This is a genomic window from Streptomyces sp. NPDC002643, from assembly GCF_053592555.1.
Genome location: NZ_JBSFVY010000020.1, coordinates 133,303 through 150,069 on the forward strand (window position 1 = coordinate 133,303; position 16,767 = coordinate 150,069).

Genomic DNA, 16,767 nt, shown 5'->3' on the forward strand with positions numbered 1-16,767 from the left:
CCACTGGTGAGACTCCAGGGGCCCTTATTCAACAGAATCGCCCAGACTTCCACAGGATGTGTCATGCGACGCCCCACCGCCCGTACGCTCCTGCTCCCCCTCCTGGCACTCTTTCTCAGCCTGATGGCCGCCCCGCCAGGCACAGCCGCCCAGCCCCAGCCCCCTGCGAAGACATCGGAACAACCCGTGAAGAAATCCCAGTACGCCGGTTATCTCTTCGCCTACTTCACCGGTGAGGGCACCGCCGACGGCGAACAGATCCGCTATGCCCTCAGCCGTGGCAACGACCCGCTGCACTGGCGGGAGCTGAACGCGGGCAAGCCGGTGCTCACCTCCACCATCGGCGAGAAGGGTCTGCGCGACCCGTTCGTGATCCGCTCCCCCGAGGGCGACAAGTTCTACATGATCGCGACCGATCTGCGGATGTACCAGAACAGCAGCGGCAGTTGGGACCAGGTCCAGCGCCACGGCAGCAAGTCGATCATGGTCTGGGAGTCCACCGACCTGGTCGACTGGACCGACCAGCGCCTGGTGAAGGTCTCCCCCGACAACGCGGGCAACACCTGGGCTCCGGAGGCGTACTGGGACGCCGGCCTCGGTGAGTTCGTCGTCTTCTGGGCGTCGAAGCTGTACGCCGACGACGACCCGGACCACACGGGCTCGACGTACAACAAGATGATGTACGCGACGACGAAGGACTTCCGTACCTTCAGCGCGCCCAAGGTCTGGAACGATCCGGGCTATTCGGTGATCGACTCCACGGTCGTGGAGCACGAGGGCACCTACTACCGCTACACCAAGGACGAGCGGGACCCCAGCTCCTCCAGCCCCTGCTCGAAGTTCATCACGGCCGAGAAGTCGACCTCGCTGACGGACACCTCGTACGACTTCGTCTCGGACTGCGTCGGCAGCGGCTCGATCGACCGGGGCGAGGGTCCGACGGTGTTCAAGTCGAACACCGAGGACAAGTGGTACCTGTTCATCGACGAGTACGGTGGCCGCGGCTATGTCCCCTTCGAGACCACCGATCTCGACTCGGGCGACTGGACCATGTCGGAGAACTACCAGTTGCCGGCCAGCCCCCGGCACGGCACCGTCCTGCCGGTGACGCAGGAGGAGTACGACCGGCTGCTGGCCGCGTACCCGGTGAGCCCCACCTCGGTCGTGGACGCGACGGTGAAGGACCAGAAGGGGTACGCCGTCGTGACGGAGGCCTCCTCGAAGGTCGTCCTTCCGATGGAGCCGGGCGCCGACCTCAAGCGGCTCGCGCCCAAGCTGTGGCTGGGCGAGGGCGCGAAGGTGAGCCCCAAGTCCGGAACGCGGCTGGACTTCCGTAAGCCGCAGAAGTACACCGTGACGGCGGCCGACGGCACACGGCGCACCTGGACGGTGGAGGCGGTGCCGATGCGCAGCCCGGTCCTGCCCGGCCTCTACGCCGACCCCGATGTGAAGTACATGGACGGCCGTTACTGGATCTATCCGACGACGGACGGCTTCCCCGGCTGGAGCGGTACGCGGTTCAAGGCGTTCTCCTCGAAGGACCTGGTGAACTGGAAGGACCACGGGGTGATCCTTGACCTGGGGCCGGATGTGTCCTGGGCGGACAAGAACGCCTGGGCCCCGGCGATCGCCGAGCGCGACGGCAAGTACTACTTCTACTTCTGCGCCGAGCAGCAGATCGGTGTGGCGGTGGCCGACTCCCCCGCCGGGCCCTTCAAGGACGCGCTCGGCAAGCCGCTGGTCGCCAAGGGCGGGGCGTGGAGCGGTCAGATGATCGACCCGTCGGTGTTCACGGACGACGACGGCCAGTCGTATCTGTACTGGGGCAACGGGCACGGCTATGTGGTGCCGCTGAATGACGACATGGTGTCGTTCGACGCCTCGAAGGTGAAGGACATCACCCCGGACAACTTCCGGGAGGGCTCCTTCGTGATCAAGCGGAACGGCACGTACTACTTCATGTGGTCCGAGGACGACACCCGCAGTGAGAACTACCACGTGGCGTACGCGACCGGGCCGACCCCGCTCGGCCCGTGGACCAAGCGGGGCACCATCCTGTCCAAGCGCCCCGAGTACGGCATCCTCGCCACCGGCCACCACTCGGTCGTCAACACCCCCGGCACGGACGACTGGTACATGGTCTACCACCGGTTCGCGCTGAACGGGCCCGGCAGGTCCGGCGGGGACGGTATGCACCGGGAGACGACCATCGACCGGATGGAGTTCGCGGCCGACGGAACGATCAAGCCGGTGGTGCCGACGCTGGAGTCGGTCAGGCGTCCGTAGGGGCGCGTCGGTCGGCCACCGACAGGGAGAGGTCCGCTTCGAAGCCGGTACCTGCGACCGTGAAGGTCCGGGTGCCGGTCTCTCCCCCGTCGGTGGGTCTCATCCTCTGCACCCCCGTCCCCTCCGTCTGAGCCGCCTCCCGTACTTCGTCGTGGGTGGTCCCCGGCGCCAGGAAGCGCTCGCCCGTGTGGAGGTAGAGCGCCAACTCCCCGGCGTCGGGGATCGCCTGGGCGTAGTACTGCTTGCGGAAGACGACGTTGTCGGAGAATCCGACCCCGAAGCTGTCCCGCTCATAGACCTGCACATCGATACGGAGCACCACCGACTTGTCCACCGCGTCCGCCGGTTTGGCGGAGGCGTCCAGCCAGCCCTCCCAGATCAGCCGGTTCTCCCCCGCCCAGCCGGTCGTGGCGTCACCCGCTTCCGAGAGGGGCTTGCCCAGTTCCTCGGCGAGGTCGGGCAGTTCGTCGGAGAGGTTTTCCTTGCGGAACGGGCCGTAGAGGTTCTCGGCGGTGCCGCTCTGGTGGAAGAGGTCGAAATCGACGAACCGGGGTTTGATGGAGACCCCGAAATAGAATTCGCTGCGGCCGAAGAGATCACGGCCTCGCGTCACCTCGGCCCGGTCCAGTCGCAGTCGGAGGTGGTGGGTGCCGTGGAGGAAACGCATGGCGATCTCATACGCCTCGCGTGAGGTCACCAGGGAATCGCGGCCCCCATGGCATTTGTGGACGAATGCCCGGGGAGCGCCGGGAATCTGCGCCGAGGACTGTTTGACCAGTCCGTCACTGCGGTTGTAACTGAGCGTGCCCTCGTCTACGAGGGTGGCGATGCGATTGCCCAGAGTGGCGAACTTGCTGCCGTAGGAGCGGTAGTCCGTACCGACCACGGTGAGAATCCTCGACGCGGGGAACGGAATGTCCCGGATGTCGGTGCGGTCCGGGTCGAAGGCGGCGATCTCGTCCGCGACCGAGCCTGGGAGGCTCTTCACCAGCTGATCGGGCATGTACTGGAAGGCGATCCCGCGGTGCGGAGTGCCCAGGGTGACGATGCGGTGGATGGACTCCTCGCTCCGCTCCCCCAACTGGGTCAGCGCGGACCGGACGACCAGACCGCCCATGCTGTGCGCGACGATGTCCACACCGGTGAATTCCTCATCCGGTCGCATGGCGTGTCGGATGATTCTGATGAGCCGGACCAGTCCTTCCCCGTAACGGTCGATCTTCCGGGGGACGAGGTCGTAATAGCGGTAGATCCACAGGGTGCCGGAAGCGCCCTGGCTCAGCACTTCCCTCGCCATGGCGACATCGACCACCATGGTGCCGTTGAGCAGGTCGTCGGGCCACCCGCTGTTCTCGCTCGGGGCGGCCCGCTGCGCTTCCGCGTAATAGCCGACCACATTGGTGGCGTCCCGGTAGGGATGGAGCGGTGATTTGAGGGCGCGCAGGACGAATCCCTCGTAGATGTAGTTCTCGCCCCGGCGGGTGGGATAGACCGTGCCGTTGTTGAATCCCTGATAGGCGTCGCGTTGTTCGTCCTGCACGTCCGGGCCGCCGAAACCGCGAATCAGGATCAGTGGGCGAGAACCAATGGCCACGAGAACCACTCCCTTCGAGTGATGCGCGCACGCTCTGTGCGCGCATCACTGTGTGGGGCGGTATCGCCTCCGTGCCGAGAGAATCGTTTTGCCCGGCGTGCCGGGGGTCAGTCCATCGTCGCCCCGATCGTCGTGCTGCCCGTGGTCAGGAAGGTGGTCGCGGGCAGGGTGCCGCTGGAGGAGCGGGCGTTGTACGTCGAGGAGGCGTCGGTGGAGCGGAAGGCGGGGGTGGAGATCCCGGAGTCCCAGTTGTTGCCGGCGGACACGACCGACGAGCCCTTGTTCACCGAGCCGGAGCCGTTGCCGACCGCCAGGTTCTTGCCGAGTCGGGCGGCGCCGGTGGCGAAGTAGTAGCCCCACTTGGCGTTGGCGTAGGAGGTGGTGCGGTTGATGACGATGGCACCGGTGTTGCTGTTCTCGGTGAAGCCGTTGCCGGCGTTGTCCCAGGCCGCCGAGTTGTTGACGACATGGGCGACGACCTCTCCGTCGCCGCCCAGCTTGTAGCCGTTGCCGTCGCCCGCGAACGCGGAGTCGCCCCAGCGGTTCTTGCCGTTGCCCATCGCCCAGGTGTGCTCGACGGTGACCGGCGAGGAGAACGACCAGAAGTCCAGACCGTCGTCCGAGTTGTTGTAGAGGCGGGCTCCGGTGATGAGGTTGCCGCTGCCGGAGCCGTACTTCACGGCGATGCCGTCGGCGTTCTCACCGTGGTTGGCCGCGTCGTAGTGGCCGTAGGAGTCGATGTTGCGGACCAGGTTGTTGGTGGTGCTGTCCCCGGTGAGGGTGAAGCCGGAGTCGCCGCCGTTGATGGTCTTGATGTTGTCCCAGACCGTGGAGGCACAGGACTGGCAGACGACCGCGCTGTCCGGGGAGTTCTGGAAGGTGATGCCGGAGACGGTCCAGTAGTCGGCGGTCAGCTTGAAGATCCAGTCGCCGTCGGGGAGGTTCGAGCCGTCGATCTTCACGGTCTCGGAGCCGTACGGCTGGAGGTAGATCCGGCTGGAGGAGGTGCCGTTCGCCGTGGACTGGAGGGTGGCCGTCGGGTAGTAGGTTCCGCCGCGCACCTGGATGGTGGTGCCCGCGGTGGCGTTCTTGATGGCGTTGGACAGATCGGTGGAGTTGCTGACGACCACGGTGGCGGCGTGGGCCTGGGTGGGGAGAACGGCCAGGCCGGCACCCATGGTCAGGGCCGCCAGGGTGGCGAGGGCGGTGCGACGAGACATGGGGAGCGGTTCCTCTCTCGTGCGGGTGTGGGGGACGTTCACAGGACGGAGTCGAGCCAAGTGACGACCTCGTCCTGCATGCGGTCGGTGAAGACATGGCCCAGGTCGGGCCAGGTCCTCAGGCGCAACCGCTCCTCGGCGTGGCATGAGCCCCAGACGGCGCGCAGCTTGTCGTACGCCACGTGGACGCCGTCGGGGGGAAACAGCGGATCGAGTCCGCCGTTGAGGAAGAACATCGGCTTGGGGGCGCCGATGCTCGCCACGTCGGGGAAGTCGAGGTACCGGGGTAGTCCCGGGTGGAGCATGTAGTAGGAGGACTGGCCGCGCAGGATGTTGTTGCCGGGGACCATGACCTCCTTGAGGCCGGTCATCCAGCAGACACTCGCGCAGGCGGCGATGTCGTCGCTGAGCGCGGCCGTCTGCCAGGCCCGGAAGGCGCCCATCGAGAAGCCGACGGCCGCGATCCGGCGCCGGTCCACACGGTCGAGCCCCGCGAGGAACCCGGCCGCGCGGACGTCCTCCCTGGCCATGAGCCCGGCGAGCGACGAGCCCAGGTTGAAGAAGTTGCTTGCCAGGGCCTGCTGTTGGTCGTAGGTGATCGGGCCCCGGTCGCCCCAGCCGAGCGCGTCGGCGACAAGGACGACATAACCGCGCCGGGCGAGTTCGTCGCCGACGAAGCGCCCGCTGAAGTACCGGTCGGCCCAGCCCTGAGCGGAGGCCAGGCGGGTGTCGTCATACCAGGGGCGGACCAGCTTCTCCTTGCCGATGTCGAACTTGGCGCCGTGGTCGTGGAGCAGGAGTACGGCGGGGAACGGTCCGCTGCCGTGCGGGGTGAGCAGGGCGGCGCGGACACGGCCGTACCGGGTGAGGGAGAGAGTGACCGACTCCCGGGTGTAGCCGTCGGCCTCGTCGCGCTGCCGCTCGTCGAAGACCGGGTCGTACGGGGTGTCGTCCCGGTCGACGCACAGATGCTCCTCGACCTTGGCGCGGGCCGCCCGCCGCCAGGCGCGGAAGTCCCGGATCGGCGACTCGCCCCAGGCGAGCGGGAAGCGGAGCTCGTCCTTGAGGAGGGGGTGGAAGTCGGGGAGGCCGCCGTCTAGGACGGTTGTCCCGGCGGCACCGGCGGCACCGGCGGCCGGCGCGTCGGCGGCGCTCACGCTCCCGGACCCCGCTCCCCCGAGCAGGGCGGCGGCCCCGGCGCCCACGACGAGGCTGCGCCGGGCCAGCGGCTCACCGGTGGCCATCGGGCCTCCAGTCCCTCAGATAGGTCCGCCGTGTGTGCACCTCCGCTTCCGCCGCCGTGAGCTGGGGCCGGTTCTCCGGGACCGAGATCACCGCGCCGGGGCCGGAGTTGGCGTACTCGCGGAAGCGCATGGTCTGCCAGGGGTAGGCGTCGCGCATGTTGGTGTACGGGGTGACGGCGTCGATGCCGGGGCCGATCCAGGTGTCCCGGACGACGAGCGAGGGCCAGGCGGTCGTCTCGTACGACGGCACCCAGGGGCGGGCGATCTTGTAGGCGGCGTCCTCGGCTCCGGAGGTGATCCGGCAGTGGGCGGCCAGGAAGCCGTAGGGGTTGGCGCGGGCGGTGGCGGGGGCGAAGACCATGCCCTTGGGGGTGAAGTCCACGTCCCGTTGGAGGGTGTGGAAGCGGCAGTGTTCGAAGACGGCGGTGGCGCGCCCGAACACGAAGTCCACGTCGCCCTCGATATAGCAGTCCCGGTAGTACTGCCGGTCGAAGGCGGCGAGCGCGGTGGTGTCCGCGAACAGGGTGTCCTGGTGGGCCAGCAGCCGTACGCGCTCGAAGTGCGACCGGTCGCCGGTGATGTACGCGGCCACGGCCTGGGTCCCGGTGATGTCGGGGTGGTCGGCGCGCAGCCAGTCGTTGGCGAGGGTGAGGTCCCGTACAGTCAGGTCGGGTGCCGCCGAGGTGAAGGTGGCGGAGCCGGCGGTGCCGTACGTACCGCCCTCGGGCCGGGGTGTGCCGTTGGCGCGGTCGAAGACGATCACGGCGGCGCGGGGGTCGCGCAAGGCGCCGCGCAGCGTCAACTCCCCTTTGGTTGCGGGGATGTTGACGACCTCTCGGTACGTCCCCGGGTGGACGACGATGGTCCAGCCGGGGCCGTCCACCGCGTCCACGGCGGCCTGGACCGAACCGCCGGGCCGGACGTGCAGGACCCGGCGGCCACCGTCCCGCTCGGCCCTCTCCAGGGCGAAGGCGGGGGTGGCGCCGGCGGCCACGAGGCCGCCGGCGATGCCGGTGAGCAGTGTGCGCCGGCGCATGTCAGCACCCCTTCCAGGGGGCCCAGTCACCGAGGTACGTCTCACGGGTGTGGGAGGCGGCCTCGGCGGCGGTGAGCTGGGGCCGGTTCGCGGGGACGGTGATCCGCGCCCCCGGCCCGGTGTTGCGGTACTCCGCGAACCGCTGGTCCTGCCAGGGGAAACCGGACGACATGTTGGTGTACGGCTCGACCGCGTCGATACCGGCGCCGAGGTGGGTCTCCCGGACGGTCAGCATGGGCCGGGCGGTGGTGTCGGAGCTGGGCACCCAGGGGCGGGCCAGCTTGTAGTAGGCGTCCGGCGCCTCGCTGGTGATCCGGCTGTCGGTCACCAGATAGCCGAGCGGGTTGGCGCCCGCCGTGGAGGGCGCGAAGACGAACCCGTACGGGGCGGAGGCCAGGTCGGTCCGGGTGAGGGTGCGGAAGTGGCAGCGCTCGAAGACGGCGGTGGCCCGCCCGAAGACGAAGTCCACGTCGCCCTCCGCGTAGCAGTCCCGGAAGTACTGCCGGGCGAAGACGGTGAGCGCCATCGAGTCGGCGTACAGGGTGTCCTGGTGGCCGAGGAACCGGCAGCGTACGAACGCCGAGCGGTCGCCCTGCACCTTGATGGCGACGGCCTGGGTGCCCGTGATCTCCGGGTGGTCGGCGCGCAGCCAGTCGTTGGCGAAGGTGATGTTCCGGGCGGTGAAGCCATCGGCCTGGACGAGCGTGGTGGTGGACCCGGTGGTGCCGTACGTACCGCCACCGGGCTTGGGGGTGCCGGCCGCGTTGTCGTAGACGACCACCACGTCACGGGGATCGCCGGAGGCCCCGAGCCAGGTCATCTCCGTACGGGCGACACTGACGGCGACCGTCTCGCGGTAGACGCCGGGCGCGATGACGAGCGTGTACCCACTGCCGCTCGCCGCGGTGACGGCCGCCTGGACGGTGGTGAAGTCACCGCCGCCGCGCGCGTCGACGTAGAGGGTCTGCGGGGTGAGGCGGGCGGTCGGGGAGCCGTACCGTCCGAAGGGCGACCGGCCGTGCGAGGCGGCGCGGGCCTGCGACGAGATGCCGAGGGCGAGCGCGGCGCCGATACCGGCGGCGACGAACGACCGTCTGCTGGTCCCTGCTGCTGGCAGCCCTCTCATCAGCAGACCTTTCCGACGCCCGCGTGGGCCTTGACGATGGCGGGCACGGCGCGCGGGGAGTCGACCTTCTTGCGGAGGGTCGGCGTCCAGCCGGCGCCGGACTGGAGGGTCTCCTCGGGGATCTCGGCGTTGTGGACGGCGATGAGGTCGGTGAGCTCGCCGTTGACGTAGTTGTTCTCGGCGGTCAGCGGGGACTCGCTCCACTTCTTGATGACCTTGCCGACCTTGGCGCCTTCAGGGAGCGTGATGGCGTTGTCGCTGGCGTACAGCTGGGAGGAGATGCCGACACCGAAGATGTAGTAGTCGGACTTCTGCTCCTCGGTGACGACGTAGTAGTTGTTGTAGACGTCGACCTGGCCGAACCGCACGCGCGGGGAGCGCTGGAGGATGCCCTCGAAGCGGTTGTGGTGCATGGTGACCTTGAGCTTGCCGCCGTCGGTGGAGGCGAGACCGTCGCCGTTGCCGATCAGCATGTTCTTGTCGTGGTTCTCGAAGGAGTTCCAGGACACGGTCACGTAGTTGGAGCCGCGCACGATGTCGGTGAGGCCGTCGTGCTGCTGGAAGACCTTGCCGAAGTAGACGGGCCGCTCGCTGTCCGGGTAGCGGCCGTCGGTGAGGGTGTTGTGGTCGATCCACACGTGATCGCTGCCGTAGACGACCACGGTGTCGTACTCGGAGTTCCAGTTGCCGGTGTTGTTGTCGTCGGTCGGGTCCCACTTGGGGAAGCAGTCGAGCGGGGCCTCGATGGTGAGGTTGCGGATGATGACGTTCGAGACGCCCTTGATCTGGATGCTGCCGCCGAGGATGCCGGAGTTCTTCCCGACGCCGACGATGGTGGTGTTGCTGGGGATATGGGCCTTGATCGCGGAGTCCTGCTTGGCCATGGACGCGACCCGCGCGTCCTCCTGCGGACCCATGGCGACCTGGTCGTTGCCGTAGACGGCCGGGTCGTAGTCCTTGAGGTACTGCTGGAGGTCGTAGCCGTCGGTGACGAACGCCTCGCAGCCCTGGGAGACGGCGTCGATCATGCCCTTGACCTTGATGATCTTCGGCGCGTCACCGCCGTCCGCGAGCGCGGCCTTGAACTCGGCCCAGGTGGTGACGGTGTACACATGCTCGGCATCCGCCGCGGAGCCACCGGAGGTACCGCCCTCCGCCGACCCCCAGCCGTCACCGGCACCGAGTACTTGGCGACCGAGGTCGCGCGGCGACTGGGCGTGGGCGATGCCGGTGCCGGTTACGCCGAGGACGAGGGCGGTGCAGCCGGCAACGGATGTCATGACATGGGCATGCCAGATACGGGAGCGCATGGGTGCGGGTTCCTTTCAAAGCAGGGGGGAACTGAAGCGCCCCTTCAGGGGCGCGGGGCTGTTTCGATTTGCGGCTCCGCCGCGTGGGCGCGACCAGCCACGAGGGACCGGCAGCCGAAATACGAGCTATTCGCGGAGCACTACGCCTCGGGCCACGTAATCCACGACTCGGGAATCACCTCGTCCAAACGCCGCACATCACGCCGCGCGAGCACTCGACCGCGCAACAACTCACGCACGACAAGCCGTGCCACGGCGATCGCCCCCGGCGGGTTGAAATGCGTGTTGTCCTGCTCGGTCTCGGTCCAGTTGAAGTACTTCTTGGTCTCCTCGACCCCCAACTCCTGCCACAAGGCGATGGACAGCGCCTGGATGTCGAGGAGGGCCACACCCTCCTCCGCGGCCAGAGCGATGGCCGCCGCAGGGTAGTCGCCATGGGTCGCCTGCGCGTTGCCGCTCGCGTCGAACTTTCTGCGCTCGACGGAGGTCGCGAGAACCGGCCGGGCACCGCGCGCACGGGCGCCGTCGATGTACTGGCGCAGATAGTCCTGGTACGTCGACCAGGGCTCGGTGTAGCGCGTGGGGTCGGCGATCTTGGAGTCGTTGTGACCGAACTGGATGATCAGGAAGTCACCGGGCCGGATGGCGTCGAGGATGACGTCCAGGTGGCCTTCGTCGATGAAGCTCTTCGAACTCCGGCCGTTGAGCGCGTGGTTGGAGACGGTCAGCCCGGAACAGAGGAAGAACGGGAGGGCCATGCCCCAGCCGGTCTCCGGCGCGGCGTCGGCGTACTTCTGGGCGGCGGTGGAATCACCGGCGATATAGATCGTGCGCTCGCGACGAGGGGCGGCGGACGCGGCCCCATGGGCGGCGAAGACGAGCGGAGCGGCGGCGAGGGCCGCACCGGCGACCTGTCTACGGGTGAGTGACACGTGCGGGCACCTTTCGAGTAGGCCCCGCGCCCCGTTTTTTAGGGGCGCGGGTCTGTAACAATGTGCGGCTCCGCCGCGTGGGCGCGACCAGCCACTAACAACCCGCAGCCGGCCAACTACCTACGACCCCGAGCTATTAGCCCTTCTGCTTGCTCCACTCGGCCTGAGCCTCATTGAGCTGGTCCGCCAGCGAGTCCAGGAACTCCTTCGCGCTGGTCTGCCCGTCCATCACCTTCTGGAAGGCCGGCTCGTTGTCGGCCTTGGAGATCGTGTTCCAGTCGGGCAGGTAGTACGGCAGCTGCACGATCGAGGTCGACCCATCGGTCAACGCGGCGGCAGCCAACTTCGTGGGCTCGGCCTCCGAGATCCACGAGTCCTTCGCGGCCTCATTGTTCGCCGGCACCTGCCCCGCCGACTCGTTGAACTTGGAGTTCTCCTCGTGCGAGACGGCGAACTCGATGAACTTCCAGGCGGCGTCCTTGTTCTTGGAGCTCTTGAACATGCCGATGCCGTCGACCGGGTTGGAGACCTGGACCCGCTTGCCGTCGGGACCGGTCGGCTGCGGAATACCCCGGAACTTGTCCGCGCCGAACGCCTTCACATGGTCCTGGTAGGACCCCAGGTTGTGGTTGAGCATTCCGATGGTGCCGGTGTCGAACTGGGCGACCATCTTGGTGAAGTCGTTGTTGAGGTCGGCGGCCGGGGTGACCTTCTTGTAGAGGCCGACGTACTTCTCCAGGGCCGCCACGTTCTTCGGGTCGTTGACGGTGGTCTTCTCACCGCTCGCGTCCCAGAACGAGGTGATGCCGGACTGCCCGTACATCGCGTCCAGCGCCTGGGCGATGGAACCGGCCCCACCGCGGATGGTGTAGCCGAACTCGTTCTTGTCCTTGTCCGTGAGCTTCTCGGCGGCCTCGTAGAACTTGTCCCAGGTGGTCGGCTCATCGAGTCCGGCGGCCTCGAACAGGTCGGTGCGGTAGTAGAGGACGCCGTTGTTGGCGGAGGTCGGGACGGAGTAGAGGGCGTCGCCGCCGCCGGCGGACTTCAGCGACTCGACCATCGCCTCGTTCATCTTGCCGTTGAGGGAGGACCCGGAGAGCCGGTCGTCCAGCGGCTCCAGCGCGCCCTGCGCGGCGAACCCGGCGGCCATGGCCGCGCCGACACCGCCGACGTCCGGCAGACCGCCGCCCTGGATGGCGGTGTCGACCTTGGACTGGTACTCGGTGGCCGCGATACCGACGTACTCGACCTTGATGTCCGGGTTGGCCTTCTCGAAGTCGGCGATGATCTCCTTCCAGATGTCGGTGCGGACACCGCCGTTGTTGTCCCAGAAGACGATCTTGCCGGTGCCGCTGCCCTCGGAGCCCTTGTCGCCACCGGCGCCACTGCCGTCGTCACCGCAGGCGGTGGCGGTCAGGGCGAGAACGGAGCCCAGGGCGACGGCCAGGGCGGCCCGCCTGCTTCTGTGATTGCTGATCTTCATTGAACGGCTCTCTCTTCTGGATTCAACGAGGGTTATGAAGTTGTGGGGGAACGAGGGTTATGAAGTTGTGGGGGTCTGAAGGTCACCGGTGGGTATGGGGCGCCCAACCGTCCGTGCCCGCCAGGTAGTCGGCGACCGTGTGCGTGGCGGCGTCCGCGTCCGCCAACTGGGGCCGATCGGCGGTGACTTCGGCGCCCGGCCCGTAGGTGCGGTACTCCGTGAACCGCGCGTCCTTCCACGAGAAGCCGCTCATGTCGGTCCACGGCGACGACTTGATCGCGGCGGGCAACTCGGTGTCCCGGAACAGCACCTGGGCGATGGCGTTCGGCTCGCCGCCCGGGTGCCAGGGCCGGCCCAGGTGGTAGGTCCCGGCGGGCGCGTCGCTGGTCACCCTCGACTTGGTGATCAGGAAGCCGTACGGGTTGTCCTTCCACGTCGACGCGGCGGTAATGTAGCCGTTGTTGGTGTCCGAGCCCCGGCTGAGCGCCTTGATCAGCGAACGCTCGATGACGGTGGTGGCGCGGCCGTAGATGAAGTCGACATCGCCCTCGATGTACGAGTCGCGGATGTAGACCCGGCTGATGGCGTCGAGCCGGGGGCTGTCGGTCATCAGAGTGTCCTGGTTGCCCAGGAAGGCGGTGTCCTCGAAGACGATCCGGTCGCCGACCGTCTTCATGGCGAGGGCCTGCTCACCGTTCAGCTCGTGCGCGGCCTCGTCGAAGTCGTTGCTGAACGTGAGGTTGCGGGCCGTGACGTCGCTGGCGGCGATCCGTACCGTGGCGCTGCCGTTGGAGCCGCCGTACGCGGCGGGCGTGTCGTAGACGATGACGGTGTCGGAGCGGTCCCGTCCAGTCCCCTGCAGCACGAGATTCGATTTGCCGGCCGGAATGCGCACCTGCTCGCGGTACGTCCCCGGCGCGATACGGATCGTCACCGTACCGTCGTTGCCCTCCGGCATCGCGTCCACGGCGGCCTGCACGGTCGGGTACGAACCCGGCACGTTCAGGGTCGTGTTCGTACCGATCGTCTTCTGCGGTCCGGAGAAGCGGGTGACCAGCGCGGGTACGGCCGCCGCCGGGTCGAGGCGGTAGTCGTAGAAGTCCCTCGGGTCGAAGGCCGTGCCCCAGGCGTCCTGGCGCCCGGTGACGTTCTTCAGGATCGACCCGCGCTGCACCAACTCCGCGGTGGCGTCGGCCTGGTAGGGGTGTTGGACGCCGTCGTAGTAGCTGTTCTCGATGACCATCCTGGTCTTGCCGCGCGCCCAGTTCCCGTAGGTCCACACGGGGTCGCCGTCGGCCACCTGGGCCGAGAGGTAGTTGTTGTAGAGGTGGGCGTAGGCGCAGTTGTCGGCGGAGGGGTTGCGCTGTTTCGTCCCGGTGAACCAGTTGTGGTCGATGGTGATCTCGGTCAGGACGTTGGTGGTCCAGCCGATGCCGAAGGCCTTGTTGTGGTTCTTGAACTGGTTGTGGGAGACGGTGATGTACCGGCTGTCCTTGCGGATGTCGAGCAGGCCGTCGCCCATGTGCTCGAAGCGGTTGTGGTCGATCCAGATGTGGTCGACGGTGTCCATCTGGATCGCGTCGAAGTCCGTCGTCTTGCCGTCCCAGTCGCCCTCGACGTACGAGTCACGGATCGTCAGGTTGCGGATGATGACATTGCGGGTGCCGGGCTTGAGGTTCAGTTCGCCGTGGACGATCTCGCCGGTGTCGCCGACGCCGATGATCGTCTTGTTCGAGGTGACGACGACGTCCGAGCCGAACGGCGCCACGTCGATCGCGCCCTTGACCCGGATGGTGTACGGCTCGGCGGCGGACGCGTATCTCATCAGGGACGCCTGGTCGGTGACGGTCACCACTTTGCCGCCGGCGCCACCGGTGGTCCCGCCGTCGAGGGAGGCGAAGCCGTGCGGTGTGTCGCTCCAGCCGCCGGGGGCGCGCACACCGGTGTCGGGCGCGGCCTCGGCCGAGGTGATGGCTCCGAGCCCCAGCGAGGCCACCAGAGCCGCGACCGTGACCAGGGCCCGGCCGATACCGGGTCTCGCTCCGGGCGACTCCGGCAAGCGCTTGCTACGGAGGTGCGTCATTGCGGCTCCAAACAGGCGTACGAATTACATGAGTTGAGCTACGAGCGAGAGCGGTCGAGCTATGAGCGGGTGATCCGGAACCGGCTGAACGTGGCCGACCCGGCGTGCCCCCCGCCGGTCGGTGCCACGGCGAAGAGGCCGAGGAGGGCGCCGACCCAGCGCCAGGGGGTGGCGGCGAAGACCTGTCCCGAGGGCTGCCACCCCTCCCCCACGTCATAGGAGAAGCGGCAGCGCGCACCCGCGCGGGTCTCGATCCGCAGCCGGGCCCGCCCTTCGGGCGCCGGACGCGGATGGTCGGCGTCCCGTTCCCGCTCGGCGACGGTCTCGGCGAACCGGTGGACCAGGTGCGCGGTCCCGTCGGTGCCCCGCTGGAGCCCGATCCAACTGAAGGCGTCGCCGAGCACCGCGAGTCCGGCCCGCGCCCCCGGTTCCTCGCTGTCGAGGCGCAAGTCGACCTCGATCACGGCGGGAATCCCCGGCAGCCGCTGTGTGAGCACGTTAGCCAGTTTCCGCAGGTCGTGCGCGTGCACGGTGCGTACGCAGGTGAGCCGCAGCCCGTCGCCGGAGTGCTGGGTGGCCCAGCCCTCCTCGGGGTTGGCGGTCCACTGCCACTGGCGTCCGAAGCGGCCGCCGGGGAAGTCGTCGTCGGTGGCGGGCGCGGCGGGCGGCTGCGCGGGCAGCGCCGGTTTGCGGTGTACGGCGACGGGGGCGCCGTCATCGCCGAGCACGGGCCAACCTCCCCCATCACCCCAGCGCATCGGCTGGAGATGCACGACCCGGCCGTACGCCCCCCGCTGCTGGAAGTGGACGAACCAGTCCTCGCCCGCCGCCGTCCGCACCCAGCCACCCTGGTGCGGACCGTTCACCTCGGTGTCGTGCTGCTCCAGGACGATCCGCTCCTCGTACGGGCCGAAGAACTCGCGGGAGCGGAAGACGCCCTGCCAGCCGGTCTCCACTCCCCCGGCGGGGGCGAAGATCCAGAACCAGCCGTCGTGGTGGTAGAGCTTGGGGCCCTCCAGGGTGAACCAGCCCGGCAGCCGGTCCGCGTCGACGATGACCTTGCCCTCGTCCAGCAGGCCCGTCCCGTCCGGCCGCATACGGTGGCCGGTGAGGCGGTTCTTGACGCCGGAGCGGGACTTGGCCCAGGCGTGCACGAGGTAGGCCTCGCCGGCCTCCTCGTCCCAGAGCGGGCACGGGTCGATGAGCCCCTTGCCCTCCTTGACCAGGTGCGGCCGGGTCCAAGGGCCCCTGATTCCGGGGGCGTTGACCTGGAAGATGCCGTGGTCGGGGTCGCCCCAGAAGATCCAGAAGCGGTCGTCGAAGTGGCGCAGCGAGGGCGCCCAGACCCCGCAGTCGTGGCGGGGCGTCCTGAACTCGGCTGCCGGTTCGAGGAGTTCGAGGGCATGGCCGACGAGCGTCCAGTTGACCAGGTCCCGGGAGTGGAGCAGGGGAAGGCCCGGGACCCGGCCGAAGCTGGACGCCGTCATGTAGTAGTCGTCGCCGACGCGCAGGACGTCCGGGTCGGACCAGTCGGCGTCGAGGACGGGGTTGCGGTAGGTGCCGTCGCCCTGGTCGGCGGAGAAGGCGGGGGCGGCGACAGAGGTGCTGGTCACGGGCTCACCGCCTTGCGTACGAGGGCCGCGGCCTCGCCCCGGTCGAGGATGCCGTCGGCGACGACTGTGACGACTCGGCGTACGACGGTGTCGTCCGGGTCGACGCTCAGGCGCTCGGTGTGGGCGAGGGAGGAGCCGACGCCGGGGTATTCGTCGGCGCGGACGAACCAGGGGTCGCGGCGGGTGGCGTCGGTGGCCCCGGCGAAGACGAGGGTCCAGGAGGTGCCGGCCAGGGCGAGCCAGTCGGCGCGGACGCCGTGGCAGTCGGCCTCGCCCTCCTGCTCGGCGGTGAAGACGCGGGGCGCCTCGGCCTCCTTGCGGGCCCGCCAGAAGAAGCCCCCGTACGCGGCGCCGGGGCGGCCGTTGGTGGCGGGGCTGCCGATGGTGACCCGGGCGCCGGTGATGTTGGTGAGGGAGAAGGTGAAGTCCAACGCCCAGGCGGCGTCGGTGAGTTCGGTGGCGGCGACCGTACGGCGTTCGCGCAGCAGCTCGGCTCCCGCCGCGACCCAGCGCAGTTCCTCGACGAAGCCGTCGGGGTCGCGCAGCTGGTAGGCGGTGTGGCGCTGGGAGCCGTGGTTGTCCAGCTCGGTGGGGCCCTGGTCGCGGACATAGGTGCGTCCGCCCCAGAAGTTGTACCCCTCGACGTCGGGAACGGCGACACCGACGCCGAGGTGGTGGAGGTGGTCGGCGGGGCTCAGCTCGGTGACCGCCGTACCGGACAGGGTGGTGACGGGGTGCAGATAGGGGCGCGGGGAGAGCCGGGCCGGCAGTTCGGGCCGGGTGATGTAACGGCCCACCGGGCGGCCCGCCACGCGCAGGACCAGGGACTCGTTCGTCATC

Annotated in this window: 12 protein-coding genes; 1 reads left to right on the forward strand and 11 read right to left on the reverse strand. The window is 68.5% G+C overall.

Annotation, left to right across the window (positions count from 1 at the left end):
• Window positions 1-63 precede the first annotated feature (63 nt).
• The gene (locus ACWD4G_RS28435) at window positions 64-2,286 is read left to right on the forward strand and encodes a family 43 glycosylhydrolase (protein ID WP_451298266.1); all 2,223 of its coding nucleotides are present in this window, start codon (window positions 64-66) and stop codon (window positions 2,284-2,286) included.
• Here ACWD4G_RS28435 and ACWD4G_RS28440 read toward each other — a convergent pair.
• The 11 genes from ACWD4G_RS28440 to ACWD4G_RS28490 all read right to left on the reverse strand — a co-directional run bounded on the left by ACWD4G_RS28440 (window position 2,273) and on the right by ACWD4G_RS28490 (window position 16,766).
• Complete coding sequence (locus tag ACWD4G_RS28440; protein ID WP_451298268.1) at window positions 2,273-3,880, reverse strand: lipase family alpha/beta hydrolase; 1,608 nt, start codon at window positions 3,878-3,880, stop codon at window positions 2,273-2,275. The genes ACWD4G_RS28435 and ACWD4G_RS28440 overlap by 14 nt on opposite strands.
• A gap of 107 nt (window positions 3,881-3,987) precedes the next feature.
• Window positions 3,988-5,100: a right-handed parallel beta-helix repeat-containing protein gene (locus ACWD4G_RS28445; RefSeq protein ID WP_451298270.1), complete on the reverse strand. Its 1,113-nt coding sequence runs from the start codon at window positions 5,098-5,100 to the stop codon at window positions 3,988-3,990.
• A gap of 38 nt (window positions 5,101-5,138) precedes the next feature.
• On the reverse strand, window positions 5,139-6,344 hold the full coding sequence (locus ACWD4G_RS28450) for a dienelactone hydrolase family protein (protein WP_451298272.1): 1,206 nt from the start codon (window positions 6,342-6,344) through the stop codon (window positions 5,139-5,141).
• Complete coding sequence (locus ACWD4G_RS28455) at window positions 6,331-7,380, reverse strand: pectinesterase family protein (protein WP_451298274.1); 1,050 nt, start codon at window positions 7,378-7,380, stop codon at window positions 6,331-6,333. The genes ACWD4G_RS28450 and ACWD4G_RS28455 overlap by 14 nt, the downstream gene beginning before the upstream one ends.
• Before the next feature lies 1 nt (window position 7,381).
• Window positions 7,382-8,506: a pectinesterase family protein gene (locus ACWD4G_RS28460; RefSeq protein WP_451298276.1), complete on the reverse strand. Its 1,125-nt coding sequence runs from the start codon at window positions 8,504-8,506 to the stop codon at window positions 7,382-7,384.
• On the reverse strand, window positions 8,506-9,816 hold the full coding sequence (locus tag ACWD4G_RS28465) for a pectate lyase family protein (RefSeq protein ID WP_451298278.1): 1,311 nt from the start codon (window positions 9,814-9,816) through the stop codon (window positions 8,506-8,508). Before ACWD4G_RS28465 ends, ACWD4G_RS28460 begins: the two co-directional genes overlap by 1 nt.
• Window positions 9,817-9,956: 140 nt before the next feature.
• The gene (locus tag ACWD4G_RS28470; protein ID WP_451298280.1) at window positions 9,957-10,748 is read right to left on the reverse strand and encodes a rhamnogalacturonan acetylesterase; all 792 of its coding nucleotides are present in this window, start codon (window positions 10,746-10,748) and stop codon (window positions 9,957-9,959) included.
• 136 nt (window positions 10,749-10,884) lie between these two features.
• Window positions 10,885-12,231 carry an ABC transporter substrate-binding protein gene (locus ACWD4G_RS28475; RefSeq protein WP_451298282.1) on the reverse strand — a complete coding sequence of 449 codons (1,347 nt, stop codon included), beginning with the start codon at window positions 12,229-12,231 and terminating at the stop codon, window positions 10,885-10,887.
• Window positions 12,232-12,313: 82 nt separating this feature from the next.
• Window positions 12,314-14,314 carry a pectinesterase family protein gene (locus ACWD4G_RS28480; RefSeq protein WP_451298284.1) on the reverse strand — a complete coding sequence of 667 codons (2,001 nt, stop codon included), beginning with the start codon at window positions 14,312-14,314 and terminating at the stop codon, window positions 12,314-12,316.
• A 59-nt stretch (window positions 14,315-14,373) separates the two neighbouring features.
• Window positions 14,374-15,927, reverse strand: a complete 1,554-nt coding sequence (locus ACWD4G_RS28485) for a family 43 glycosylhydrolase (protein ID WP_451298286.1) — start codon at window positions 15,925-15,927, stop codon at window positions 14,374-14,376.
• Window positions 15,924-16,766, reverse strand: coding sequence for a DUF6807 domain-containing protein (locus ACWD4G_RS28490; RefSeq protein WP_451298355.1), 843 nt, complete (start codon window positions 16,764-16,766; stop codon window positions 15,924-15,926). Before ACWD4G_RS28490 ends, ACWD4G_RS28485 begins: the two co-directional genes overlap by 4 nt.
• Between the last annotated feature and the right edge of the window lies 1 nt (window position 16,767).